General features: G+C 46.2%; 23 protein-coding genes, 2 pseudogenes and 1 riboswitch. Of the genes and pseudogenes, 15 read left to right on the plus strand and 10 right to left on the minus strand.

Annotation, left to right across the window (positions count from 1 at the left end):
• Window positions 1–26: 26 nt before the first annotated feature.
• Entirely contained in the window at window positions 27–1,442 is a 1,416-nt protein-coding gene (gene hydG / locus K331_RS0117000; protein WP_028591232.1) for a [FeFe] hydrogenase H-cluster radical SAM maturase HydG, read from the plus strand.
• Window positions 1,443–1,709: 267 nt separating this feature from the next.
• Here the strand turns inward: hydG and fdhD are convergent, their stop codons facing one another.
• A complete protein-coding gene (gene fdhD / locus K331_RS0117005; protein ID WP_036635143.1) occupies window positions 1,710–2,507 on the minus strand; it encodes a formate dehydrogenase accessory sulfurtransferase FdhD in 798 nt (265 codons plus the stop codon).
• 200 nt (window positions 2,508–2,707) lie between these two features.
• Entirely contained in the window at window positions 2,708–4,039 is a 1,332-nt protein-coding gene (locus K331_RS0117010; protein ID WP_028591234.1) for an APC family permease, read from the minus strand.
• 261 nt (window positions 4,040–4,300) lie between these two features.
• A riboswitch (guanidine-I (ykkC/yxkD leader) is annotated at window positions 4,301–4,406 on the plus strand.
• A 68-nt stretch (window positions 4,407–4,474) separates the two neighbouring features.
• On the opposite strand from K331_RS0117010, the gene K331_RS0117015 reads away from it, so the two are divergent.
• From K331_RS0117015 to K331_RS29790, 5 genes are all read left to right on the plus strand, one after another.
• Window positions 4,475–5,197, plus strand: a complete 723-nt coding sequence (locus tag K331_RS0117015) for an urea amidolyase associated protein UAAP1 (protein ID WP_028591235.1) — start codon at window positions 4,475–4,477, stop codon at window positions 5,195–5,197.
• A gap of 1 nt (window position 5,198) precedes the next feature.
• Entirely contained in the window at window positions 5,199–5,867 is a 669-nt protein-coding gene (locus K331_RS0117020) for an urea amidolyase associated protein UAAP2 (RefSeq protein WP_028591236.1), read from the plus strand.
• On the plus strand, window positions 5,860–9,483 hold the full coding sequence (uca, locus tag K331_RS0117025) for an urea carboxylase (RefSeq protein WP_028591237.1): 3,624 nt from the start codon (window positions 5,860–5,862) through the stop codon (window positions 9,481–9,483). The genes K331_RS0117020 and uca overlap by 8 nt, the downstream gene beginning before the upstream one ends.
• Window positions 9,480–11,210 carry an allophanate hydrolase gene (locus K331_RS0117030; protein ID WP_028591238.1) on the plus strand — a complete coding sequence of 577 codons (1,731 nt, stop codon included), beginning with the start codon at window positions 9,480–9,482 and terminating at the stop codon, window positions 11,208–11,210. Before uca ends, K331_RS0117030 begins: the two co-directional genes overlap by 4 nt.
• A 183-nt stretch (window positions 11,211–11,393) precedes the next feature.
• Complete coding sequence (locus K331_RS29790; protein ID WP_036635146.1) at window positions 11,394–11,981, plus strand: GNAT family N-acetyltransferase; 588 nt, start codon at window positions 11,394–11,396, stop codon at window positions 11,979–11,981.
• A gap of 90 nt (window positions 11,982–12,071) precedes the next feature.
• Here the strand turns inward: K331_RS29790 and K331_RS0117040 are convergent, their stop codons facing one another.
• Window positions 12,072–12,689, minus strand: a complete 618-nt coding sequence (locus K331_RS0117040; protein WP_036635149.1) for a GNAT family N-acetyltransferase — start codon at window positions 12,687–12,689, stop codon at window positions 12,072–12,074.
• Between the two features lie 167 nt (window positions 12,690–12,856).
• Here K331_RS0117040 and K331_RS0117045 point away from each other — a divergent pair, with 167 nt between their 5' ends.
• Window positions 12,857–14,161: a helix-turn-helix transcriptional regulator gene (locus tag K331_RS0117045; RefSeq protein WP_028591240.1), complete on the plus strand. Its 1,305-nt coding sequence runs from the start codon at window positions 12,857–12,859 to the stop codon at window positions 14,159–14,161.
• A gap of 191 nt (window positions 14,162–14,352) precedes the next feature.
• On the opposite strand, the gene K331_RS0117050 is transcribed toward K331_RS0117045, so the two are convergent.
• Window positions 14,353–14,904 (minus strand): TetR/AcrR family transcriptional regulator, encoded by a 552-nt coding sequence (locus K331_RS0117050; RefSeq protein WP_028591241.1) that lies wholly within the window; start codon window positions 14,902–14,904, stop codon window positions 14,353–14,355.
• 164 nt (window positions 14,905–15,068) lie between these two features.
• Between K331_RS0117050 and K331_RS0117055 the strand changes: the two genes are divergently transcribed.
• Together K331_RS0117055 and K331_RS31955 are read left to right on the plus strand one after the other, a co-directional pair.
• Window positions 15,069–16,022: a ketopantoate reductase family protein gene (locus K331_RS0117055; RefSeq protein ID WP_028591242.1), complete on the plus strand. Its 954-nt coding sequence runs from the start codon at window positions 15,069–15,071 to the stop codon at window positions 16,020–16,022.
• Window positions 16,023–16,070: 48 nt separating this feature from the next.
• A pseudogene (locus K331_RS31955) lies at window positions 16,071–16,220 on the plus strand (PhzF family phenazine biosynthesis protein); the annotation flags it as partial.
• A gap of 139 nt (window positions 16,221–16,359) precedes the next feature.
• On the opposite strand, the gene K331_RS0117065 reads toward K331_RS31955, so the two are convergent.
• The 6 genes and pseudogenes from K331_RS0117065 to K331_RS29800 all read right to left on the minus strand — a co-directional run bounded on the left by K331_RS0117065 (window position 16,360) and on the right by K331_RS29800 (window position 20,354).
• Window positions 16,360–16,923 carry a GNAT family N-acetyltransferase gene (locus tag K331_RS0117065; protein ID WP_028591243.1) on the minus strand — a complete coding sequence of 188 codons (564 nt, stop codon included), beginning with the start codon at window positions 16,921–16,923 and terminating at the stop codon, window positions 16,360–16,362.
• Window positions 16,924–16,943: 20 nt separating this feature from the next.
• Window positions 16,944–17,891, minus strand: a pseudogene (locus K331_RS29795) (dihydrolipoyl dehydrogenase family protein); the annotation flags it as partial.
• 28 nt (window positions 17,892–17,919) lie between these two features.
• Entirely contained in the window at window positions 17,920–18,702 is a 783-nt protein-coding gene (locus tag K331_RS0117075; RefSeq protein WP_028591244.1) for an SDR family NAD(P)-dependent oxidoreductase, read from the minus strand.
• 555 nt (window positions 18,703–19,257) lie between these two features.
• Complete coding sequence (locus K331_RS31575) at window positions 19,258–19,452, minus strand: TetR family transcriptional regulator (protein WP_084165497.1); 195 nt, start codon at window positions 19,450–19,452, stop codon at window positions 19,258–19,260.
• 117 nt (window positions 19,453–19,569) lie between these two features.
• The gene (locus K331_RS0117085) at window positions 19,570–20,139 is read right to left on the minus strand and encodes a TetR/AcrR family transcriptional regulator (RefSeq protein WP_028591245.1); all 570 of its coding nucleotides are present in this window, start codon (window positions 20,137–20,139) and stop codon (window positions 19,570–19,572) included.
• Window positions 20,136–20,354: a DUF1348 family protein gene (locus K331_RS29800; RefSeq protein WP_051289885.1), complete on the minus strand. Its 219-nt coding sequence runs from the start codon at window positions 20,352–20,354 to the stop codon at window positions 20,136–20,138. The genes K331_RS0117085 and K331_RS29800 overlap by 4 nt, the downstream gene beginning before the upstream one ends.
• Before the next feature lie 100 nt (window positions 20,355–20,454).
• Between K331_RS29800 and K331_RS31060 the strand changes: the two genes are divergently transcribed.
• From K331_RS31060 to K331_RS0117120, 6 genes are all read left to right on the plus strand, one after another.
• The gene (locus K331_RS31060; RefSeq protein ID WP_051289886.1) at window positions 20,455–20,958 is read left to right on the plus strand and encodes a heme-binding protein; all 504 of its coding nucleotides are present in this window, start codon (window positions 20,455–20,457) and stop codon (window positions 20,956–20,958) included.
• 21 nt (window positions 20,959–20,979) lie between these two features.
• Window positions 20,980–21,285 carry a Dabb family protein gene (locus tag K331_RS0117100; protein WP_028591246.1) on the plus strand — a complete coding sequence of 102 codons (306 nt, stop codon included), beginning with the start codon at window positions 20,980–20,982 and terminating at the stop codon, window positions 21,283–21,285.
• A 123-nt stretch (window positions 21,286–21,408) separates the two neighbouring features.
• A complete protein-coding gene (locus tag K331_RS0117105; protein WP_036635155.1) occupies window positions 21,409–22,290 on the plus strand; it encodes a nucleoside hydrolase in 882 nt (293 codons plus the stop codon).
• Between the two features lie 374 nt (window positions 22,291–22,664).
• Window positions 22,665–23,366: an SDR family NAD(P)-dependent oxidoreductase gene (locus K331_RS0117110; RefSeq protein ID WP_028591248.1), complete on the plus strand. Its 702-nt coding sequence runs from the start codon at window positions 22,665–22,667 to the stop codon at window positions 23,364–23,366.
• 104 nt (window positions 23,367–23,470) lie between these two features.
• Entirely contained in the window at window positions 23,471–23,800 is a 330-nt protein-coding gene (locus tag K331_RS0117115) for a helix-turn-helix domain-containing protein (protein WP_028591249.1), read from the plus strand.
• Window positions 23,737–24,624, plus strand: coding sequence for an IS3 family transposase (locus K331_RS0117120; protein ID WP_156897677.1), 888 nt, complete (start codon window positions 23,737–23,739; stop codon window positions 24,622–24,624). The genes K331_RS0117115 and K331_RS0117120 overlap by 64 nt, the downstream gene beginning before the upstream one ends.
• The last annotated feature ends 38 nt before the right edge of the window (window positions 24,625–24,662 follow it).

The raw sequence follows: 24,662 nt of genomic DNA on the forward strand, positions 1-24,662 counted from the left end.
TATTTTATAGAAAGAAGTGAATCGCTGTGAGCAAGCTGGATGAGCATCGCCCGGCAGATTTTATTCAGGATGAGGACATAATTGCCGCCCTTCGCTATGGCGCCGAGGCGGTGCAGGACCGTGCATTGGTGGAGGATATACTGGACAGGGCTAGCGCATGCAAGGGGCTCAGTTCTATGGAAGCAGCTGTGCTACTCCATGTGGAGGATGCGGAGACACTGGAACGGCTATTCCTGGTGTCTAGACAGATTAAGGAACGAATTTACGGCAACCGAATCGTACTCTTTGCTCCGCTATATATAAGCAATTACTGTGTCAACAATTGTGTCTATTGCGGCTATAAGCATTCTAATTCGGATTTGGAGCGCTGTCGCCTGAGTGCCGACAATATCGCGGAGGAAGTCCGGGTATTGCAAGCCCTTGGTCACAAACGACTTGTGCTGGAGGCTGGCGAGGATGAGCGCTACTGCTCCATAGACTATGTGCTCGATTGCATACGTACCATCTATGAGACGAGGCTGGATAACGGTCAAATCCGTCGCGTCAACATCAATATTGCTGCCACGACAGAGGAGAATTATCGCCGTTTGGCTGCGGCAGGGATCGGAACGTACATCCTTTTCCAGGAGACCTACCATCGGCCCAGCTATCGCCATTATCATCCCAATGGTCCGAAGCGGGATTATGACTGGCATACGACCGCCATGGATCGAGCCATGCGCGCGGGTATAGATGATGTCGGTATCGGTGTTCTGTACGGTCTGTATGATCACAAATACGATACGATCGCCATGCTGAAGCATGCGGAGCATCTGGAGGAGGCATTCGGCTGCGGCCCCCATACGATCTCCGTTCCTCGCCTGCGGCCGGCTGAAAATGTCAATCTGGATAACTATCCATATCTCGTCAATGATCATGAATTTGCCAAGATCGTGGCTGTTCTGCGGTTGTCCGTCCCTTATACAGGCATGATTTTGTCCACACGGGAAGACACTGGCTTCCGGGACCGGATTATTCAGTTAGGCATTTCACAGATTAGCGCTGGCTCTGCTACAGGCGTAGGGGGCTACAGCGTCAATAAAGACAAGGAGCAGGTATCGCAGTTCACGCTTGGCGACCACCGATCACCACTTGAGATCGTCAAGGCACTATGCAGGGATGGTTACGTTCCCAGCTACTGTACAGCCTGCTACCGCGAGGGCCGTACCGGGGACCGTTTCATGCAACTGGCCAAGTCTGGACAGATCCACAATGTGTGTCAGCCGAATTCGCTAATGACGCTGCTGGAATATTTGCTGGATTACGCGGATGAGGAAATGAAGGAGCTGGGGGAGCAGATTATTCGCGACAATCTTGAGAGTATTCCTAAGGAAGGAGTAAGAAAGGCTACCATGAGACAACTGGAGCGAATCCGAAGCGGTGAGCGGGATTTGCGATTCTAGTGAATTTTATATGAAAAGTAAATAGAAAGGAGGCCCCAACAAGTCGCATTTATGCGTTGTTAGGGGCCTTTTTATTGCTAGCTGTATCGTACGATTTTCTACCGTTATCTCATGGTATTCTCATCATGTCTTATGGGGTCTTATAGGGTCTCATTAGTACATTTAAATCCTATCAGCAGCTTAAGGATAGCTCATCGCTTGCTGACACAGGTGGCTTACAGACTTCCGTCACTGCGCGAATTCTCTTAAACGGCTCACACTTGCCTGCTAATCAGCAGTAATTCGCTCGGGATGGCTGTATACATTGCAGACGTCTGCCCGAATGAAGCCGACTGCGGTTATACCCAGCTCATCAGCCAGATCGATCGCAAGACTGGTCGGAGCGGATTTGGACAGGACGATTTCCGCTCCGAGCTTGGAGGCCTTCAACAATATTTCCGAAGAGATTCTTCCACTGAGTACGATCGTGCTGTGCTCGGGGGGAATTCCTTGTCGCAGATAGTGTCCCAGTATCTTATCCAGTGCATTATGGCGCCCAATATCACTGCGGGTCAGAAGTACGTCCTTATTGCTGCATAGTGCTGCAGTATGAACGCCTCCGGTGTGCTGGAACAGCTCAGTTCCCGACAGTACCGTATTCATCAAGCGGAAGCAATCGGCATAGCGCAATTCAATAGGTTCGCCATGGGTATGCTTGGCCGTGCGTGCATCGTTGACGTACACGAAGCTGTGACGCCCCGAGCCGCAGCAGGAGGTGACGTACCGCTTGGCGAATAGCTGCCGATGCAGGGGATTCCAGCGTTTCGTCGTGACATGCACGAAGCCTTCTTCCTCCTGGGTCCAAATATGCTGGATATCCTGCATATGGCGTATAATTCCCTCGGAGGCGAGATAGCCGATGACCATATCCTCGATGAACTCTGGGGTACAGACGAGGGTTACAAATTCCTCGCCGTTAATCTTAATCGTTACCGGGTGTTCCATAGCGATGGTGTCCTCTACATGACTTAGAAGTCCCTGGCAAAATCGGATAATGTGCCGTGCTTGCTCAGGCTGTGTATTCATTATGCTCCTCCTTTGAACTAAACGAGAATGTGTATTAATAGTTCCGATTGTAAATAATTAGCATATTTCATAAGTTAAATACACCACTTTGCCGTCGCTCTGTCAATGAGGGATGTTATAGAGGCAGGATGTTAAAAAGCCAACCAGCAAACTAGTCTCATTTGCGTGATTGGCTCGTGTTACTTGCTCGTATATTCCGCTCACATCGCCTCTTCAACCTCAGGCAATAGGTTGTGGACTGATGCAGATCTCATTCGGTGACTCACATACAGAAGCAGGCCTAGCACAATCCATCCGGTGCCAAGAAGAAGAGAGGAAGCTCCAAGTTGAGTGATGAGATATAAAATGAAGATGGCTCCTAACAAGGGGAAAATCATTCGAACAATCCAATCCTGTAAACTGCGTCTTTTCTGACGAATGATATAATGGCCGATGACAGAGAGATTTACGAATAGAAAGGCTGTTAGTGCACCAAAGCTGACAAACATGATTGCCGTCTCCAGACTGATGAATAAGGCCGCGAGGGAAATAACACTGACGAGTACAATATTGAACACAGGCGTGCGGAATTTGGGGTGAATAGAACTGAATTTTCGGGGCAGCAAGGAGGATCTGCCCATGACAAACAGCAGCCTGGAGACAGTTGTCATAGAAGACATGCCTTGCGCAAGCACGGAGAAAATAACGACAAAGGTGAAGATGGAGGCAAGTGTTCCTCCGCCAATAACCTGCATTAATTCGAATCCTGCAGAGTCCATATGTGCAAACGTAAAGGAAGGGTACATCTGTTGAATTAAATAAGCCGTTGCGAAATACATAATACCAGCGATACTAACGATGATCAGAATGGCACGGGGTATCGTTTTTTCCGGTTGTCTCGTTTCTTCTGCCATCGTCGTGATGGAATCAAAGCCAAGGAAAGAAAAACAGACGAGAGAAGCTCCAGCCAATATGGCTGAGAAGGGAACGCCTTCTACGGAATGAAGTGGGTTAAGTCCCGTAGCCACCCCTTGTGTCACGGCTTTGTATACAAGAAAGGCACAAAAACCTGCTATAAAAATGATTTGCATCAGCACAAATATCTTGTTGACGTTTGCGGACGTTTTGATGCCGATCACGTTGATGGTCATCACAATAAGAGTAAGGAGCACAATCCAGACGGGTGAAGGAATAGAGGGAAACTGGGCATGCAGATTAATGCCAAACATCAGTACAGCTACAATACAGGAGAACAGATAATCCAGCAGAATCACCCAGCCTACCAAAAAGCCGATAAACGGGTTCATCGCTTGACTTACATAGGTATAAGCCGAACCTGACACCGGAAAAGCCTTGGCCATCTGTCCATAGCTGCCTGCGGTAAACAGAATAGCTACAAAAGCAAGAACGTATGCAGCCAGCAGCATCCCCTGAGAACCCTCATGTAGGACACCAAAGCTCGTGAAAAATATCATGGGAGACATCCAGGCCAGTCCCATGGTCACCACATGGCTCAAGGAGAGATTTCTTTTTAGTGTTAACTTTTGTGACATTATAAAACCCCCTTCGAAATTAAAAATGATATGCTGTTTTTCCGTGTCATGATATTTCACATTTTTACAGGCGTTTTAGTAAAAATCAAGCTATTTTTTTGAGCATATACGCACGTCCAGTCATTTTCTATAGTAGTTTTTTCGTCATTTTGAGAAAAACATGCCATGAGTTTAAGCGGAAGGAATGTTTTTTAAGATTATTTTCAAAAAAGTATTGTGATTTGTGATTTTGAGTGTTAGTATTCATAACATGAATTTCATAAAAATGTTTTCTAGGGTTCCGAACCGTAGATCGGTTGACTGGTCCGAGAGAAAACGCATTGGGCGCATCACCTAATGTACACGGCGGGAAAAAAGCCCGGGAGAATCAATCAAAGAGCAATCTTTGATGTTTCTCTCGGGCTTTTTTATATTTTTCTACAGGAGGAATGAACAATGACAGCATTATTCACGATGACTATGCAGCCTGGTAGCAAATGGTCTGCCCATGTAGGAAGAGGAAAAGCGATCACATTAACAGCAACAGGAGATCGTGCCAATGTATCCGCATTGTTATTCCATGCACAAGATCCGGCAGAACGCTACAACATGCCTGATACCCTGAAAGCCCAACACACCGCTTATTTGACGACAGGCAACGTATTGATGAGCGATCAAGGGAGGGTGCTGGCTTCCATTACGGAAGATACGGTAGGCTGGCATGATCCTTTATCCGGATATACGACTCGTGAGGCGACGGATCAAAAATATGGAATCACCACATATCAGGACCAGCGCAACGACTGGTTGAGAAGCGGGGAAGAGAACTTTAAGGTCGAGCTGTTCCGGCATCAGCTGTCGCCGCGTGACATCGCGGTTCCGGTTAACTTTTTCTCAAAGGTCGTGTGCGAATTGGATGGAACGATGAAGTACACATGGCAGGAGACAGCAGCACGGTCAGTGACGATCCGGACGGAAATGGACATCTTGCTCGTGCTATCAAATACACCTCATCCGCTTGATCCTTCAGCACACTACCCAAATACCTCGGTTATCGTGTCGGTGACAGATGTCGAGCCCGCTTCTGAAGAGGACCCTTGTGTTCTTCATTGTGGAGAGAATCAAAGAGCTTTTGAAAATACATGGAATGCTTTTGCTTTGCTGAAGGGGGCCAACTAACATGAATACTCCTCAACTTGTAGAGAGTCAATTACTGGAGGAAAAAGCCATATACGAGCACGTAATCCCAGCCGGTGATGGCTGGCTACATGATCTTCGGCCAGGCCAAGTACTTCGCATCGTTGATATGGAAGGCAATCAGGCCGTTGATACGCTGTTCTACTCCACTGAAGATCCGACTAACCATTACAGTGCAGTTCGCACGATTACCAGTCAAGGAAATCTGTATTTGACGACAGGTTCGACGCTACTCGCTGAATCGGGCCAAGAGCTGCTGCGGATTACGGCTGATACCTGCGGAAGACATGACACGATCGGCGGTGCCTGTTCGGCACAAAGCAATACTGTCCGCTACGCCCATGATAAGCTTTCGATGCACAACTGTCGTGATACCTTCATGCTAATGCTCTCACAGCGGGATGAATATACCAAGCGGGATCTCGCCCCTAACGTCAACTTTTTCATGAATGTGCCTGTTACACCGGAAGGCGAGCTAACCTTTGCAGATGGCATATCGGCACCAGGTCGTTACGTTGAATTAGTTGCGCTGGCCCCCGTGACCGTTCTGATCAGCAACTGTCCACAGTTGAACAATCCATGTAATGCCTATAACCCCACTCCAGCCAAAGTGCTTATCTGGGATGCAGAGGGAGGTAACGCCGATGTTTAAAAAAGTGTTGATCGCCAATCGCGGTGCCATAGCCGTACGCATCATTCGGTCTCTTCGTCAGATGGGCATTTCCAGCGTAGCCATCTACACAAAAGCAGACCGAGACAGCCTGCATGTCGAGCTTGCAGACGAAGCTGTGCTCATTGGTGAGGGGCCGGCAAGAGAGAGCTACGTCAATGCCGAATTGGTCCTCAAGACTGCCAAGGAGGCAGGGGCTGATGCTATACATCCCGGTTATGGATTTTTGAGCGAGAACGCAGCCTTTGCTAGAGCGTGTGCGGAGCAGGACATTACATTTATTGGCCCTTCTCCTGAACACATTGAGCTATTTGGCTTGAAGCATACGGCACGGGCCATGGCAGCTGAAGCTGACGTACCTTTGCTGCCTGGCACAGGCCTGATGCATTCTCTGGATGAAGCAGTTCAACAGGCTGCAAGCATTGGTTATCCTGTGATGCTGAAATCGACGGCTGGTGGTGGGGGAATTGGCATGCGGGTCTGTGAGCACGAGGAAATGCTGAGCGAAGCTTTTGAATCGGTATCCCGCTTGGCCACAGCCAATTTTAATGACGGCGGCGTATTCCTTGAAAAGTACATTGCACGTGCACGTCACGTTGAGGTTCAAATTTTCGGTACAGGTAACGGTGAAGCAGTAGCTCTGGGGGAACGGGACTGCTCGGTACAACGGCGCAATCAGAAAATCATTGAGGAGACCCCGGCTCCATGCTTACCGGATGCAGTGCGACAGGAGATGCTTGAATGTGCCAGACGACTGGCGATTTCCGCAGGCTACCGCAATGCTGGAACGGTAGAGTTCCTGTATGATCCCGATGGGCAGCAATTTTACTTCCTGGAGGTAAATACAAGACTTCAGGTAGAGCATGGGGTGACAGAAGAGGTACTAGGCATCGATTTGGTGGAATGGATGGTCAAGGAAGCCGCCAATGAGACCGACTCATTGAATATCTCAGCTCCTTCACCAACAGGGCATAGTCTCCAGGTACGCTTGTACGCCGAGGATTGCATGAATGATTTTCGGCCGAGCGATGGACGCATTGATGCGATTCACTGGCCCGAAGATGTGAGAATTGAGAGCTGGATTCAACCTGGATTGAATGTGACTACACTGTATGATCCGATGCTGGCTAAAATCATTGTGCACGCCAACACGCGCAGGGAAGCAATTGACAAAATGAAGGATGCACTCCTTCAGCTTCGGGTGTATGGCGTAACGACCAATCAGTCCTATATAGAAGCATTTTTACACACCGTTTCCTTCGAGAATGGGGAAGTGCATACCCGAATGCTTTCTGACTTTAAACCACTGGAGTGTACCATTGAAGTGTTGGACGGCGGTATTCAGACCACGGTACAGGACTGTCCTGGAAGAATTGGCTACTGGGATATCGGTGTGCCCCCATCCGGACCGATGGATCACCTTGCTTTTCGTATTGGCAACAGATTGCTTGGCAATGATGCACATGCGTCTGGACTTGAAATGACACTACGCGGGGGAGCATATCGCTTCAGAGACGAAATCATCTTCTGCCTGACAGGAGCTGATATGAAGGCCGAACTGGATGGTGTGATTGTTGAGCCATATACGCCGACAGTTGCCTCTCCAGGCTCGGTGCTTACTCTTGGTGAAGCCAGACAGGGCCTGCGGACATACTTGCTCGTGGCCGGGGGGCTGGATATGCCGCTCACTCTTGGTAGTGCAGCAACCTTTACTTTGGGTGGATTCGGTGGTCATCGTGGTAGTGCATTGCGCACTGGTGCCATTCTGGGAGTACATGATGTAAAAGGAAAGGAGCAGGTCACGCTTGCTCCCCTCACAGCCGATTGCAGACCGAAGTACAACAATGAATGGACGATTGGCGTGATACCTGGACCACACTGTACGGATGAATACGTGCTTCCTGCTTATCTGGACCAGTTGACCGAGACTACATGGGAGGTTCATTTCAACAGCTCCAGAACAGGCGTCAGATTGATTGGTCCTGCCCCGCTATGGGCGAGAACTGACGGCGGTGATGCAGGGCTGCATCCCTCTAATATTCATGACAATGCTTATGCTGTCGGTGCATTGGATTTGACGGGCGACATGCCAATCCTGCTAGGACCAGACGGTCCGAGTCTTGGAGGGTTCGTCTGCCCGGTAACCACGGCGACCGCTGAATTATGGAAGCTCGGGCAACTAAGCCCTGGCGACAAGCTCCGCTTCAGGCTTATAACAGTTAAAGAAGCCGAGCAATTAAGAGCGGAGCAAGAGCTTTATCTAAAGGAGCTTGACGCGCAGCCAATGCTGCCCGCTCTACCCGCAACATCTACCGGTGAGTATATGCCGATTCTAGCCCAAGCGGTAGAAGGCAGACGCTTCCCGATTACAGTACGCTGCTCCGGTGATGAGAACATTCTGGTCGAGTACGGGGAGCGCGAGTTAAATCTGTTATACCGATTCCAGGCGTACGTGCTCATGCAAGCGATCAAAGAAAAGGGGAACATACCTTATATCGAGCTGACGCCAGGTATTCGTTCTCTGCAGATCCATCTGGACGCGACCCGTATGACGGTAAAAGAAGCGGCTAACCTGATCATGAAGCTGGACCTACAGCTTCCGGAGCTGGAGACCATTGAAGTGCCTTCACGGATCGTCAAATTACCACTGTCCTGGGACGACCCCGCAACCCAGCTTGCCATTGAGCGATATCAGCAAAATGTTAGACCCGATGCGCCATGGTGCCCAAGCAACCTGGAGTTCATCCGGCGTATGAACGGACTCGGATCGCTGGAAGAGGTTGCTGAAATCGTGTTTAACGCCTCCTATCTCGTCATGGGGCTTGGAGATGTGTACCTTGGTGCGCCAGTGGCTGTACCACTGGACCCGCGACATCGACTGGTAACCACCAAGTATAATCCGGCGCGGACGTGGACTCCGGAAAATGCCGTCGGCATTGGCGGCGCGTATCTCTGCGTGTATGGTATGGAGGGTCCTGGCGGATATCAGTTCGTCGGACGCACGGTACAAATGTGGAACTCGTTCCGAGAAACAAGCAATTTCGAGGCAGGCAAGCCATGGCTGCTACAGTTCTTTGATCAGCTTCAGTTCTATCCGGTGTCAGAGGCAGAGCTTCTCAACATGCGTGAGGAGTTCCCGCGGGGAGGCTTTACTTTGGAGGTCGAGGAGACCACGTTCCATTTGGGCACGTATCTGGAATGGCTGGGAACCATCGAACAGGAATCTGGCAGTTTCCGGCAGCAGCAGCAGCGCGCATTCCAGGCGGAACGGAATTACTGGAAGGAACTCGGTATCGCGGAATATGTGTCTGAGCCTGAAGTAGCGGCAACCTTGGAGGAAGTAGAGATGCCTGAAGGGAGCTTGGGCATGAGCAGCTCGATGTCAGGCAGCGTATGGAAAGTATTAGTGGAGCCAGGTCAGAAGGTCCAAAAGGGTGACACTATTATAATAGAAGAAAGTATGAAAATGGAGTTCCCGCAGCTCGCTCCGACAGATGGAATGATCGCTTCGATTTATGTCTCACCGGGTGATCAGATCAAATCAGGAGACTGGATCGCTGCCATCATCCCAACGACCAAGGAGGAGGTTAGGCTATGACGGTGAATGCCATTCCGAACATCATGTCGATCCATGCACTCCGTAACGGCTATCTTCAAGGGAGCTTCACACCTTCGGAGGTGGTGGATAGCATCATCCAGCGCGCAAGTGACACTGAGGATTACCACCATTGGATCACAGCGCCGTCTCTGGAGCTTATTGCTCCCTATCTGGAGAGCCTTCAGCATCTGTCCATTACTGAATATCCGCTGTGGGGCATTCCTTTTGCCATCAAAGACAACATTGCGGTTCAAGGGTGGCCTCTCACGGCAGGATGCCCAGAATTCGCAACGGTCTCCGAGCAACATGCCGTAGTCGTGGAAAGGCTAATTGCTGCTGGCGCCATTCCTGTCGGTAAAACCAATCTTGATCAATTCGCCACAGGGCTGGTCGGTACGAGAAGCCCTTATGGGCAGACACATAACGCCTTACGTCCCGAGCTGATCAGCGGAGGTTCAAGCTCTGGTTCGGCGGTAGCAGTAGCACTTGGTCAAGCAGCCTTCTCGCTTGGCACAGATACCGCCGGCTCGGGCCGAATTCCAGCCGCACTGCATGGTCTGGTTGGCTATAAGCCTGCTGTAGGCGCATGGCCATCCACTGGCCTAGTTCCTGCATGCCGTAGCATTGATTGCATTACTGTGTTTGCCAATGAGCTGGAAGACGCGGCTTCCGTAGACCGGATCGTGCGAGGTCCACATATCGAAGATGCTTTCTCAAGAGCACGCCCTTTGGGTCCATCTCGCGCACCTGCCAAGTGGTTGCTACCCAAGGGAGAGCTAACATTTTATGGTCCATTTGCAAAAGAGTACGAGGCGGCTTGGCATACTACCAAGCAAGCATTGCTGCAGTCAGGTCTAAATGTTGAAGAGGTTGATATCTCTCTCTTGCAAGAAGCTGCAACGCTTCTGTACGAAGGGCCACTTGTAGCTGAACGATGGGCGGACCTGGAATCATTCGTCGAGTTGCATCCTGGCGCACTGTTACCTGTAACGGAGACAATCCTTCGAACAGGCAGCAAGGAAACATATACCGCCGCTGCATTATTCCGTGCACAGCACCGTTTGGCTGAAATTCAGCGCAGCACGGCAGAGTTGCTGCAAGAGGCCGTCCTTGTGCTGCCAACCTGCGGAGGAACATGGACAAGAGAACAAGTACAGAAGGACCCCATTCATGCGAATAGTCAGATGGGACTATACACGAATCATTGCAATTTGCTCGATTTGAGTGCGATCGCGATTCCCGCAGGGGAGGTAGAGGAGAACACGCCTTTTGGAATAACTCTCTTCACATTACCTGAGCAGGAAGCCTCCATGCTTGAAGCCGCTAAGATGTTCAGACAGAATCAGGCTCGTATTCTGGTCGCTGTCTGTGGCCTGCATATGAGAGGCATGTTACTGGAAGCTCAGATGACGGGCCTGGGAGCTACTTTTGTGGAGGAAGCCCGCACAGCTCCCGCATATCGTCTGTACCAACTGAATACGAGTCCAGCAAAGCCGGGTCTGGTTCATACATTGGAAAATGGTGCAGCCATTGATCTGGAGCTATGGAGCATGCCAGTTACCTCCTTTGGTGTATTTACAGCAGCCATTCCAGCTCCGCTAGGGATGGGTAAGATTTTGCTGCAAGACGGCAGGGTGGTGTCGGGTTTCATTTGTGAGGCCTCAGCCGTAGAGACTGCGGTGGACATTACACATCTTGGCGGGTGGAGAAAGGCTGTATCCATTTGAAGGGGCACTTTATACGCGTATTCTTCATTCCCACTAAAAGTCGCTATTATAGCGGCTTTTTTTACTTTATGGGAACGGGACAGCCCCTTGGTTAAATCAGGTTAACGTAGTAAAATAACTCAGGATATCGATTCGCGCATCGTTGTGAATGAGCAAGTAACTATAAAACAGAGGAGAACGAGCATGAGTGATCCATTTGCATTTGATTTATTTCCGTTAATCCAGACCGAACGATTCATTCTCCGGGCACCAGAGGACAAGGACAGTAAGGATCTATTGGCATTGTATTCGGATGAAGCCGTGGTGCAATATATGCCGTTTACTCCATTCGAATCTGAAGAGGATACTAGGGGAGAGATGAGCTGGTATGCGAAGATTTTCAAGGAACATACGGGTCTGCGCTGGATGATTGAAGACCGTGAGTCCTGTCGTGTAATTGGAACGTGTGGGTTCCTGAATTATGAAAATGTACATAACCGTGCAGAGGTTGGATACGATCTGCATTCCGACTACTGGGGCCGCGGCGTTATGACAGAAGTGGCTCGTGCTGTACTACATTTTGGATTCATGCGCATGCAGTTGAACAAGATCGAAGCAAAGGTTGAACCGGAGAATGAGGCATCCATTCGTCTGCTGCACAAGCTTGGTTTTCAACAGGAAGGTGTACTTCGTCAGCATGAGTTTGAGAAAGGCAGGTACATTGACCTTGCGGTGTTCGCACAATTAAAAAGTGAAATTTCGAAGATATACGCATCGCATTCCATTTTCTGATTTTGGAGCTCTTTATTAATCTTAATTGTAAGAAACGAAGAAAGCAGCTGATTAACATGATCGGCTGCTTTTGTTCAAGTCACGTGCACATTAGGTCGTGGTAGTGAGCTCTAAACATTTTTGCATAAATATCACCTTTTTGAAACCAGCTTTTACAGTAAATGAGCTAGATTTAAGTTCTTTTTTGATAATATAACCAAAACGTTCATATAATTTTTGTGCTGACGGATTAGTATCAACAACCTCTAGATTTATTTTATTGATGCGCATATCTTTTGCGAGTTGCTCTACCTTGTTTAATAGCAACTTCCCTATTCCATTGCCACGAGCTTTTACAGACACAGCAATAGGGTCAATATGCAATATATTTTCATTGTATAGATGGAATCTTAAATAAAACGTATAAAATAAAAATCGCCAAATCGCTATGAATGGAGAGTAAACATTCCGAAAAGCGTTATAATTCGCAGGTGTAAAAGCTTTTTTTCCTATATTGTATCCTAGAAATCCAACCACTTCTTCATTTCTTATGGCATATATACCTTGTTCAAATTGTATAGATTGAGATAATAGCTCAACTGCCTGCTCTCTAGTTTTTGCATAAAACCATAGATATTTTACTTTCAATGGAAAAGCTTCGTAAAATAGATTTGCAACTTGTTCTTGCTGTTGTGGATTAAGCTTCGATGTGATTTCAATTTGATTCAATGTTTTCTCCCCCAATCCTTCATTTTAAATTTCATTGTTGTTCTGTATTTCATTTTCCTCAAATGAAGACGAGTGAACAATTCACATTTCTTTGAATTGTTCGTACATTTCTTAGACTCATTTATTTGCTGCTTATTAATATTTGAATTGAGAGGAGGAAATAAAAGATGAGTAGTAAACATTTTTCGACCCAAAACACTCCCTTAAAAGCGCAGCTTCTAAGAGTCAAAGATGAACCGTTTCGGTGGGATAATTCCATTGAAGTAGTGATTGTATTGGAAGGTAGCGTTCATATTGCAATTGCAGACGAGGGCAGGAAATTAGGAGTTGGTGCAATAGAAATTTTCAATATCAATCAAGTTCACCGTCTATTTCAGACTAATGATAATAATTTAGTACTCCAGATAAATATAGATGCTGAATTCGCAAAAGAGTATTGCCCGGATATATCAAAAATCTGGTTTGCGCATGAATTTAGCCCTGGAATTTATCTAGGGTTAGAACGAATAAAAGAAATGAATGAAACAATTTGCACGTTAGTATCGCCAATTGTAAACAAGAGAGAGAACCGCTTCTTAGCTCTAATGAACATAACAGAACAATTGTTGGATCTACTCACTACAAATTTTAATGTCAAAAGAATTTTCGATGGTAACCCAACCAAGCTGCAACGAATGGAGAAACTATATGAATATTTATTTAATAGCAGGGTCTACACCAACAAGGCATCTTTAAATGATATTGCTAAAATTACTGAGGAGTATTTAAATTTAGATTATTTATCATCACAATTTAAATTGTTAATAGGAGATACGCTGCAAAATTTACTTCATTACTTAAGAATTGAGCACGCGATAAAACTATTATTAACTACAGACAAAAGTCTAGTTGAAGTATCAATCGAGAGTGGTTTTTCTTCTCCTAGATATTTTTATCAAAAATTCAATAAGATTTTCCCAGAGGGACCGAAAGAATTTCGCAAAGAAAATAAGAAAAAGCAAGAGATGCTAGAATACTGCAGGGAAATAATCGATCCAGCATTTGTTCTTCCAAGGCATAATGGGTTATTTTGCCGTCACGAAACCATTGGCAGTGAGCAAAACAAATGGATTAACCTCGATATATTTGGACCCTATGGTCAAAATTCAACTTCTCCATACTTGATAAAAATATCCGAATTAGTCAAAAAGAATTCACATAAGTATCTTAAGATGATTCTTCAGGTTAATAATTTAAGTCCATACAAAGTTTTTGGATTTGAAGAAATATCCAATCCTCTAAACAGTGATATTAAAATTCTGACATTGATTATAAATATATTAAGCGAAAACGATATTCATCCTGTATTTATTGTGAAAGCAAGTAGTGAAGCTATTTCAGAACAGATAGTAACAATACAGCAACTAATTCAAAAATATTCCCTTACTTATGGATCAGAGCAATTGAAGGGATGGAGAATTGAAATTCGATGAGGCAGATGAAGCAGTCTTTAACTCTACTTTCTTAACAAGGATTTAGAGATAACATATGAATCTAGTTGAAGTACATGAACTTTTTTAAAAATTCCATTTGCCGAAATGGACAAGGACTGGCTTCGATTACCGATTCGATGCATAGCTAAATGTTGAGTTCGAAACCAAAGATGTCCGGCTTAGATAAGGGTTCACCATAGCTGCAGTCTGGCCTCCAAAATCTTAGTCATCTGTTCGACCATTTCTTCTGGGGTATATGGCATGGATTGGACGATCCACCACTCAATCAACCCTGTGATAGAAACGGATAAGAATTGCGCCAGCACATCTCTATGGATATCGGTACGCAGTTCCATATGGTTCACCACCACGGTTATATTCGTTTCTATCATCTGTGTCATACGGTGTCTGAAAGCCGGAATGCCTTTGTTAGTGATCAAAACACTATAAATTGCTGCATGCTCCTTCAGATACGTGAACGTACGAATCAGCAGCTCCCGGGACAGTAAAGTGTCAACCTCTTCATCCGGCACGCAGCTGTCAGCAAGCATCATCAGATATGTCTCTACACTCTGTTCCAGGAGGTCATATTTGTCTGTAAAATGCAAATAGACCGTCCCGCGGTTGACATTGGCCCGATCCGCAATCCCTTGAATGGTAATCCTCTCAAAATCCTGCTCCCCCAGCAGCCCTATGAACGCTTGCATAATCATTTGTCTTGATCGCATGATACGTCGATCCATATTCTTCCCCTCTTTCTTGAACACATCCAGCGTCCGTTGTTCATTTCTCAACAAAAGCGAATGTTATTAACCATTGCGCTTGCCTCCATCCGAATGATACCTTGATTGTAGTACACAGGTGTTAGATATTCAACAACTGTTAATTGTAGGAGGAGGGGATGTTATTGAACATACTCGTGTACGGTGCAGGTGTGCAAGGAAGCTATCTGGCGCATGTCCTCATACGAGGTGGGCATGACGTGACCGTGTTGGCAAGAGGAAAACGAGCAGAGGAACTAGAACAGGCTGGATTGGTCATCCGACATTACCTTCAGCGCAAGACAACCATCGATCCGGTTCGTGTGATTCGAACACTGGAGCCAGGTGACGCGTATGACCTGATCTTTGTTACCATGAAATTTTCGGACTTCGAGGCTGTGCTGCCGATCCTCGCAGACAACGATAGCCGTCATATCGTACTGGTCGGCAACAATATGGATACCTATGCTATGCAGGACTATCTCAGCAAATCTGGGCGCTCTCCCAAGCAGGTCGCATTTGGATTCCAGACTACAGGGGGTACACGTGCGAACGGGCAAGTCATTTGCATCCGTGGCGGTCACGGGCAGATGGTCATCGGGGGATTGAATGGGGCTATTCCCTTCGACTCCCTGCTGGAGCAGGCGTTCATGCGAACCAAGTACAAGCTCAACCATCATAATCAGATCGATGCCTGGCTGAAAAATCACATGGTGTTGGTCGTGCCTATGAACATGGTCATTCTGTTCCATCGCTTCCAGATGAAACAGATTGTCCGTGACGACAAGCGAATGCGTCAGTTGGTGGCCGCGATGGGGGAGGGCTTCCGCGTACTGGATTCATTAGGGTATCCGCTGACCCCAGCGGCGCAAGCATCTTGGATTACCCGCTATCCACGCTTAACCCGCTTGGCCATGAAGCTTTTCTTCGCGCTCCCAGTGAGCCGACTGATTGATGGGACGGCAGTAGAGCTCAAGGTGCTGAATGAGGCATTTACTGCGTGGAGGGCCAAGTCGGATGTGCCTACCCCGAGCTGGGATGCATTGGAGGAGGAGTGGCTCATCCAATATCAACATGATAGGAAAAAAGAATACTCATGAGTTCATGTTTCTGTGGAGTATGGTATATTGATACGTGCAATAATGCATGTGGTTGGATATCATCTATTCACGATGGATATGCCAGACCATGCTGTTGCAGAATGCCGGAATTTTGTTCCACTTTATGATATTTCTGAGGAAAGCGCGACAGGAACATCCAACGGTGCCTTGCTCAGCTATTTGTTCCGACATGGTCAGTGATAAACGAAGACAGATCATGGTTTAAACGGACCATTACACCTGTTGATTGGCAAGGATGAGAACTTGCAATTATAGAACCAGATTGAAGGAATGTGGCATAAGCAGCCTGCTGGCAGGCTGCTTATGTGTGTTACGATCAACGATGTCTAGTTAACCATTCTGACTGGAGGACCGCATACTGATACTCATCTACCCAATTTCCTTTTGACATGTAATTTTGCAACAGATGTCCTTCGCGTCTCATACCTAAACGTTCTAGAACTCGAATGGATTTTTCGTTTCGTACATCGGCAAGAGCAATGGCTTTATGCTTGCCCAAGGTACTAAAAGTATAGTCAAGCAAGGAACAAAGGGCCTCATGAATATACCCCATCCCTTGATGCTCAGGTGCGAGTGTGAATCCTATTTCAACAATTCGGGGTTCATTCCCAAGTGTATGAAGTGCGCAGTCCCCAATCAATTGATTGGAACTAGCCAAGGCAATGGCGTATTGAAACCACGTACCTGGTTGGTCAGGCATATGTTCCATTTGAGTTCTGACAAAGGATTCAGCATCTTCATAGATATAATTCTCCCAGGATTGGAATCGGGAAGTGGATGGATCTGCACGGTAGTTATAAAAAGATGTCGCATCCTCCAAACCAAAATGCCGAATGACAAGACGATCTGTAACCGCATATACAGCGCTTGTATTGTCCATATTTCACCTCATACAATCTCTTAATGGCTTGAGAGCTTTTCCATCTTACGATTGGCATGCTCTGCGGCCTCCATAATGACTTCGCCCAACGTCGGGTGAGGATGGATCGTCATGGCCAAATCCTCAACAGTTGCTCCCATCTCGATGGCCAAGGCAAGCTCAGATATAAGGATAGATGCTTCAGCACCCACAATCTGTGCTCCTAATACAAGGCCAGATGCTTGATGCGCTATAATTTTCACAACACCTGCTGGCTCCTTCAAAGCTAATGCTCGGCCATTAATAGAGAATGCAGATTTTCCAACGACAACTGGAATTGATTGTTGCTTGCATTCGGTTTCATTAAGGCCAACACTAGCCAATTCTGGACTAGAGAACACCACAAGCGGAATCTCCTTGTAGTCGACAATGGAAGGCTTGCCTGCGATGGCTTCTGCAGCAATCTTCGCCTCATAGGAAGCTTTGTGAGCCAGAGCGGGTCCCTGGATAATATCACCGATGGCATAAATATGCGGAATGGACGTTCTGCACTGATCGTCGATTTCAATCAGTCCTTGGGCTGTACAGGGCAGACCGATGCGTTCTAGACCCAATTCCCCATCCGTATTGGGTGTTCTTCCGACAGTAATCAGTGCATATTCCGCTTGAACTGTGCAGCGTTCATCCTGATGTGAATAGTGAAGCTCAAGATGGTGTGCATGCTGATCAGCGCCTACTACGTTGGCGTCTGTAATGATTGTTATTCCATCTTCTTCAAGTTGACGAACTACAGGAGCAACAAGTTCACCTTCAAATCCTGGCAGCACTTGGCCACCCCCTTCAAGAATCGTTACTTTCGTACCGAACTTGGCGAACATCTGCCCTAGCTCTACTCCGATATAGCCACCACCAACTATAGCAAGACTGTCAGGACTGTGAGGGAGAGATAGCGCTTCTGTGGAGGATAAGATACGGCCACCAAAGGGAAGGATTAAAATAGAACTATATCATCGTTTTTTATAATACGGAGGATGTACCACCGTCTATGTTCACGGCAGTTCCTGTGACATAGGAGGCTGCTCCTGACACAAGAAAAGCAATCACTTTTGCGGCCTCAGCTGTCTGACCTATTCGCTGGAGTGGGATGCCATGACTCGGATCGGAAGCGAACTCCTCCCAGCTTTGTTCTGGTGCTGAAGCCTTCCACTTCCGCTCAATCTGATCGCTACGAATTAGACCGATACACACGGCATTAACACGAATATTTTCCTTGGCGAGGTCTTTGCTCATGGCCTTCGTGAGGGCAAGTCCTGCCGCACGGCTGACTGATGTTGGCAAAGACGACGCAGGTGGCGCCTTACCTGCCGTCGCCGTCACATTAAGGATGGAACCACCGCCTCTTTGACGCATATGAGGAACTGCCGCCTTAGAACTATGAACTGCTCCTAACAATTTCAAATCCAAATCTGAAGTCCAGCTTTCGGTGCTGACCGCCTCAAAGCGGTTAGCCGCTGCTGTTCCGGCATTGTTAACCAAAATATCTAGTCCACCGAAATGTTCTACAGTCTGCTCCACCGCACGTCGCACCTCTGCTTCTATTGAAATATCTGCAGAGATGACTAGTGCATCTGCACCTGTAGTCTCCTTAATACGCTGCGCCGCGACTTGAAGAGGAGCTTCGTTGCGGGCAACAATTGCCACCATTGCGCCTTCCGATGCTAGAATAATTGCTGTCTCTAGTCCGATCCCTTTGCTGCCACCTGTAATTAGTGCTATTTTATCTTTCAATTCTAAATCCATTCATTTCTCCTCCCTAAATGTCTAGACTAATTAGAATTAAGTTTTCGTTAGAGGACAACCTAATTTTTACATTATAGCACAAATAGATTTATCCTTATCTTCCAGTGCACTCATTTGACTGAAAATTTACGTATCAGTTAAACTAGCCATAGCAAGTAGTGAAATCCGAGGTGACATGCGTGAGTATATTAAGATACAGTTATCCGACGATGTTAAAAAGAAGTAAAAGCTTGTCGTATCAGCAGCAAGTTAATTCAATGACAACAGTACTGATGAATTTTTTAGTAGAGCACAAGTTAATTGTCATAGAACCTTTCCAGGAGGATGGTTCGCTCAGGGACGATCTAGTACTGCGAAGCTCTGATTTAACCGATTTAGGAAAAAAACAACCATTCTTTTAAAGGGATTGAACAACCTGCAAAGCGATTGCGTTGAACGATCGAGGCACAAGAACATATGCTCATGAAGTCGCTATGTTAGCGGCTTTTTTCACTGTTCTTAGTGTGATTTATTTCCTGTGTTTCTCTATCAGCAGGGGGAATCAAAGAGATTAGCTCATGTGAACAAGTAATACAAGAAATCGCAAGTTACATGATGACCTCTGAACATGATGCATTTGTTCTTCATAAGAATTGACGGCGTAAGGAGGTCATATTTGTCTGTAAAATGCAAATAGACCGTTCCACGGCAGAGGTTGGCTTGATACGCAATCCTTTGAAGGGCGAGCGTCTCGAAATCCTGATCCCCCAGTTGCTGACGGCAATGGGGGAGGGAATCGGCTTACTGGATTTATTGGGATACCCGCTGACACAAAGATAAAGCGGTAGCAAGAATCCCTGTTGGCAGCCAGTCGTTGGCTGCTCTCGTTCAAATCTCCTCTATAAATATAGTTACTCGCTCAGTGATTCCTGCTAATGTACGTTCAAAAACAGTCGGATCATGGAGTGCTCGACTAAGTATTAATCCCCCCTGAATACCGCCAACCGTATCTTCGGAAATTTTGATTGCAGCCTCCATAGATGCTCCTATTCGAACAATTGCGGCACATAAGGCATCGATCCATCTTTTAAAATACTCCCGAACGAGTGAAGCGAATCGGTCTCGTGTCTCGTCAAGAGCAAAAGCACCAACAAGACATATTCGTTGACCTGACTGAAAATAAGCATTGACCTCTCGCCACATGTTCTGGATAGCTTCTCGAGGCTCGTCCCGTTCAAGCGGCTCAAATATGTGTCTTGTGAACCATTGATCAATGTGTGCGAGAATCTCAGCGGCCATCTCGTCTTTCCCCCCAGGAAAGAAATGATATAGGCTTCCTTTTGAAAGACGTGTGCGGGCTGTAATTTTACTCATGGATGCCCCCTCGTAGCCAAGCTCGCGAAATACCTCAGCAACCATAGGAATAACATCGGCCCTTTCGAATACAGTACGAGTCATAGGCCTAGATCGGTAAGATTAGAATGATCATACAGACGCCGACCGAGCGGCCAATGAATTTTACGTTCGTCTTCGCTAATCGGGATATCATTGATCGAAGCGAACCAGCGCTTCATCAGACCATTGGTGGCAGCTTTCCCATTCTCGTTCCCATACGCCATCCGGATTTTTTGCATTGCGGATTCGCGGGGGAATGGGGGAATGATTGTATTCAATAAAATCTCCTCGCCTTCCGTATTATTTGGTATAGTATAAAACGATCGGTCTAGAAGTGCAAGCTAAACTGGATACTGGAGACCTGTTACGATCAAAGTCTTGAAAAATGGAGAGCTAACAACATATGGTGAGCCTGTACCGCAGCGTGTAGATGGAGTCAAGGATGAAGGGTTCCAGTATGAGATCGCGAATGTGAACGAATGTATTAGACAAAGACCGAAGGAATCGCTGATTATGACATGGGACAAGAGTCTAAGTGTGATCAGACAGTTTGATCAGTTTAGCAACGAAACCGGGATAGAGATTGGGATTAAACTGCTGGAACTTGCAAAAAGTGAAGGGAAATCCATTGCAGTAGATATCTCCAAAGGGAGGCAGCAAATTTTCCATGCGGCCTTAGAAGGAATGACCCCGGATCACGCCGAATGGCTAAGAAGGAAGACAAATACGGTGTATCGCTTTCATAGCAATAATTTAAAGCTTCATCTCCATTTGAAAGAGCATAATAAGACGTTAACCGAGATTTTTCAGGTAGATCCTTATGATTATGTGGATGATGGAGCCGGATTTCCAATTCATGTATTGCCCATCATTACAATATGAATGACTAAAGGAGCGATATCAATGGAAAAAGAGCAAATCATTCATTCTGTTGTATTTTCACTTCAACACGAGAAGGGCTCAGCAGAAGAAGCACAGTTCCTGCATGATGGTAAAACCATGTTAAGCAGCATACCTACAGTGAACAATTTCCAGGTGTTTCGTGAAATCAGTCCCAAGAATCATTTTGATTTTGGATTTTCTATGGTATTTAACAGTAAAGAAGATTATGAAATGTATAACGTACATCCCAAGCACATTGAATTTGTAGCTGAGCGGTGGGAGAAAGAAGTTACACAGTTTATGGAAATTGATTATGGAACCCTTTAATCGTAAGACACCCGTTGTCTAGGGCCAGTTGCATGGTCTCACGGAAAGTCACTGTTTAGCGGCTTTTATTTTCATTGCAATGGGAACAGTACGGGCTAATTTCTAATACAGGAGTATCTATACATGAAGAAAATACTGCTTGATACGGATATTGGCGGCGATATTGATGACGCCCTTTGTCTGGCCTATTTATTAAAAGAGCCGCAGTGTAACTTAGTTGGCATTACAACGGTGTGCGGAGAACCGGAGAAGCGGGCAGCCATTGCCAATGCCATTTGTAAAACCGTTAAGAGGGATATTCCGATTGTTGCGGGGTTGGATACAACGTTGCAGCCTGTTCCTGTATATCCGACTCCGGACGGTGCGACGGCATTGCCGAACTGGGAACATGATATCTATGAAAAATCGGATGCGCCTGCATTTATGTATGAGATGATCAGGGATAATCCACATGAGATTGTGTTACTCGGCATAGGAAACATGACCAATATTGCAACGTTGTTTAATACATATCCCGACGCCCCGTCTCTGTTAAGAGGACTCTATATGATGAATGGATATTTTGGCCAAGAGGAATTGCCGGAAGCCTACTACAATTGGAACTCATGGGCTGACCCGCTCGCATCCCACATTGTTTTTGCTTCCAAAGTAGCGATCAACCGGGCCATTACGCTTGAAATCACAGACAAATTGACCATAGAGGCAGCCAAGGCGGGAGAGCTATTACTTGCGAATTCCGATTTGATGAAAGCCGTATTTGATTTTGGCAATTCGTGGCTTGAAAGTTCGAATAAGTTGACATTACATGACCCATTGGCGGCGGTTTGTATTTTTCATCCTGATGTTTGTCAATTTGAAAAAGGATTTGTTCGCGTTGAAACCCGCGAGGAAGCCTTTATGGGAGGCACTTCATTTCAACCAGCTCAACATGGAAACGTGGAAATTTCACGAGAAGTAGATAAGGAACGTTTCTATCAAATCTTGTCATCCACATTAAACAGTTAAAACCGTGACGACACCGTGTAGGAGTTGTATTGCTATCCAATTATTCTTTTTTCTCGAATTTGCTTATCGATTATTATGTTGCTCAATTAAAAAAATGGATTACTAGAGAAGAGCCTTCTCAAGGAATTATGATAGACTCTATAGGTAAAAAAATATTTAAAGCAATCATCTAAATTAAGGAGGCAGCCGATCTACTACATGATTGGTTGCCTTTATTCATGTACTGACCAGCTTACTTACTTTATAAAAAAAGCTTGCCATAAAAGATGATTTATCATAAACTGTTGATGAATCAACGTTGATATATCAACGTTATCGAAGAAAACTTACGGAGCAGTGAATTTAAGATTGCCCGTAGCAAAGGAGAAACACAGATGACAAAGACAGCATTAGTAACGGGTGCGAATAAAGGGATTGGATATGAGATTGCAAAAAGGTTGTTAGAAGCAGGGTATCGCGTTTTAGTTGGAGCACGTGATCAGGAGCGAGGAGATACGGCGGTAGCTTCACTTCGAGCTTTTGGTGATGCACATTTGCTATTGTTAGACGTAGCTGATTTACACAGTATTGAGAATGCAGTAGCAACGATTACGCAGAATTACACAGATTTATCGCTACTGGTGAACAATGCCGGTATTCCAGGCGATATGCATAAGGTTGGATGGGAATTTACTGTGGAGGATCTTCGAGCCACTCATGAAGTTAACTTCATCGGTCCTTTTGCGCTCTCAAAAGGCTTGCTCCCGCTACTAATTGCCAATAAGGGCATTATTCAAAATATCAGTATACCTATTGAGCCGTTACCATACTTCAATGCATTTGCCTATACAACATCCAAAGCTCCCTTGAATGTCATGACCAAGTCTTGGGGAATGAGTTTTGAGAAGGAGAATATCCCTGTGGAGATTTTCACAGTGATGCCTGGGGCAGTTACAACAGATTTGAACGGAAATATGACAGGAGATTTTGTAAAAACACCTGCTCAAGCAGCGGAATTAATCGTTAATTTTGTTTTGGATGATGAGAACCACAATGGACAAGTGATTAATTATGACGGTACGCTGTCCGTATACTAAGTAATATTTTTGGAAAGCCCTCTTTCTACTTGAATTGCACCCCTTAGAATAGACATTGGAAAAACCCCCTGGTTAATCCGATGAAATCTAAGGGGTGCATTTTTATGGCGATTAAAGGACAGAAGTTTAAATCATATACTGAAGAAGATAAGAAAGAGGCAATCCGACTACATGTGGAAGAGAAATGGACATACAGACAGATTACTGAACATCTTGGGATCCAGGATAAGGATAGAGTTAAGAAATGGATGCGTAAGTACAGAGAACTGGGTGAGTATGGACTACTGGATCAGCGAGGACGCCGAGAGGAATATATGGATCAGGATCGGTATGTTCAAAGGCTTAAACGGGAGAATGACATGTTAAAAAAGTGTTTGGAAATCTGGATGCAGGAGGTAAGGAAGAACGCTTTAAACTCATCGAGCAAGCCGTAGGCCTAGGAGGAATTGCGGAGTTGTGCCAACTCTTTGGCGTCTCCAGAAGCGGTTACTACGCCTATTTGAAGCGAAAAGGGAACGACCGCAATGCTGAAGCCAAACAACAAATTCGTAAAGTCTACAAGCGCTACGAGGGAAAGTACGGGTATCGGCAGCTCCAATTGTTCTTGTGGCAAGATGACGGCATATGGATGAACCACAAGAAGATTCTGCGCCTCATGCAAAAGCTTGGACTTCAAGCCAGGATTCGCCGGAAACGTAGGAGGAACGGGACGAAGCAGCAGGCTGGAGATCGTGTGGCAGAGAACCTGCTGAAACGAGACTTTACGGCAGACAAACCCAACCAGAAATGGGTAACGGATGTGACCCAATACCGGGTAGGCGAACGCTGGCTCTATCTCTCGGCAATAAAAGATCTGTTCAACAATGAGATTATTGCCTACCAGCTAAGCGAACGTAACGATAACGAGTTAGTTCTCCAAACGTTTGCCAAAGCATTTGCCAAGCGAAAAGACGTGACCGGAGTGGTCGTTCACAGCGACCAGGGATTCCAGTACACGTCTCATGCATACCATGACATGCTGCCAAAGGTTGGCGCCCAAATCAGCATGTCACGCCGGGGCAATTGCCTAGACAACGCCTCTATGGAGAGCTTCTTCTCACATCTTAAAACGGAAGGGCTCTACCCTTATGATATCCGAAAAATGGCGGAGGCACAAAAGAGAATTAAGAAATACATTCAATTTTACAACCGAAGACGACCACAGCGTAAATTAAATAAACTGACGCCGGTAGATTACCGACGCCAGTTTGCTGCCTAGGTGTTTTTTTCAATGTCTACTAATTGGGGGCTTGACCA

This window comes from Paenibacillus massiliensis subsp. panacisoli DSM 21345, assembly GCF_000426545.1.
Lineage (GTDB): Bacteria > Bacillota > Bacilli > Paenibacillales > Paenibacillaceae > Paenibacillus > Paenibacillus panacisoli.

Excerpts from the sequence above, each read along its gene's own strand:
- K331_RS0117115 (WP_028591249.1), top strand. The coding sequence starts at position 23,471 with ATGGCGATTAAAGGACAGAAGTTTAAATCATATACTGAAGAAGATAAG.
- uca (WP_028591237.1), top strand. The coding sequence starts at position 5,860 with ATGTTTAAAAAAGTGTTGATCGCCAATCGCGGTGCCATAGCCGTACGC.
- K331_RS0117045 (WP_028591240.1), top strand. The coding sequence starts at position 12,857 with ATGAGTAGTAAACATTTTTCGACCCAAAACACTCCCTTAAAAGCGCAG.
- fdhD (WP_036635143.1), bottom strand. The coding sequence starts at position 2,507 with ATGAATACACAGCCTGAGCAAGCACGGCACATTATCCGATTTTGCCAG.
- K331_RS0117015 (WP_028591235.1), top strand. The coding sequence starts at position 4,475 with ATGACAGCATTATTCACGATGACTATGCAGCCTGGTAGCAAATGGTCT.
- K331_RS0117075 (WP_028591244.1), bottom strand. The coding sequence starts at position 18,702 with ATGGATTTAGAATTGAAAGATAAAATAGCACTAATTACAGGTGGCAGC.
- K331_RS0117110 (WP_028591248.1), top strand. The coding sequence starts at position 22,665 with ATGACAAAGACAGCATTAGTAACGGGTGCGAATAAAGGGATTGGATAT.
- K331_RS0117020 (WP_028591236.1), top strand. The coding sequence starts at position 5,199 with ATGAATACTCCTCAACTTGTAGAGAGTCAATTACTGGAGGAAAAAGCC.
- K331_RS0117050 (WP_028591241.1), bottom strand. The coding sequence starts at position 14,904 with ATGGATCGACGTATCATGCGATCAAGACAAATGATTATGCAAGCGTTC.
- K331_RS29790 (WP_036635146.1), top strand. The coding sequence starts at position 11,394 with ATGAGTGATCCATTTGCATTTGATTTATTTCCGTTAATCCAGACCGAA.
- K331_RS0117085 (WP_028591245.1), bottom strand. The coding sequence starts at position 20,139 with ATGACTCGTACTGTATTCGAAAGGGCCGATGTTATTCCTATGGTTGCT.
- K331_RS0117065 (WP_028591243.1), bottom strand. The coding sequence starts at position 16,923 with ATGGACAATACAAGCGCTGTATATGCGGTTACAGATCGTCTTGTCATT.
- K331_RS0117105 (WP_036635155.1), top strand. The coding sequence starts at position 21,409 with ATGAAGAAAATACTGCTTGATACGGATATTGGCGGCGATATTGATGAC.
- K331_RS0117100 (WP_028591246.1), top strand. The coding sequence starts at position 20,980 with ATGGAAAAAGAGCAAATCATTCATTCTGTTGTATTTTCACTTCAACAC.
- K331_RS0117010 (WP_028591234.1), bottom strand. The coding sequence starts at position 4,039 with ATGTCACAAAAGTTAACACTAAAAAGAAATCTCTCCTTGAGCCATGTG.
- K331_RS0117030 (WP_028591238.1), top strand. The coding sequence starts at position 9,480 with ATGACGGTGAATGCCATTCCGAACATCATGTCGATCCATGCACTCCGT.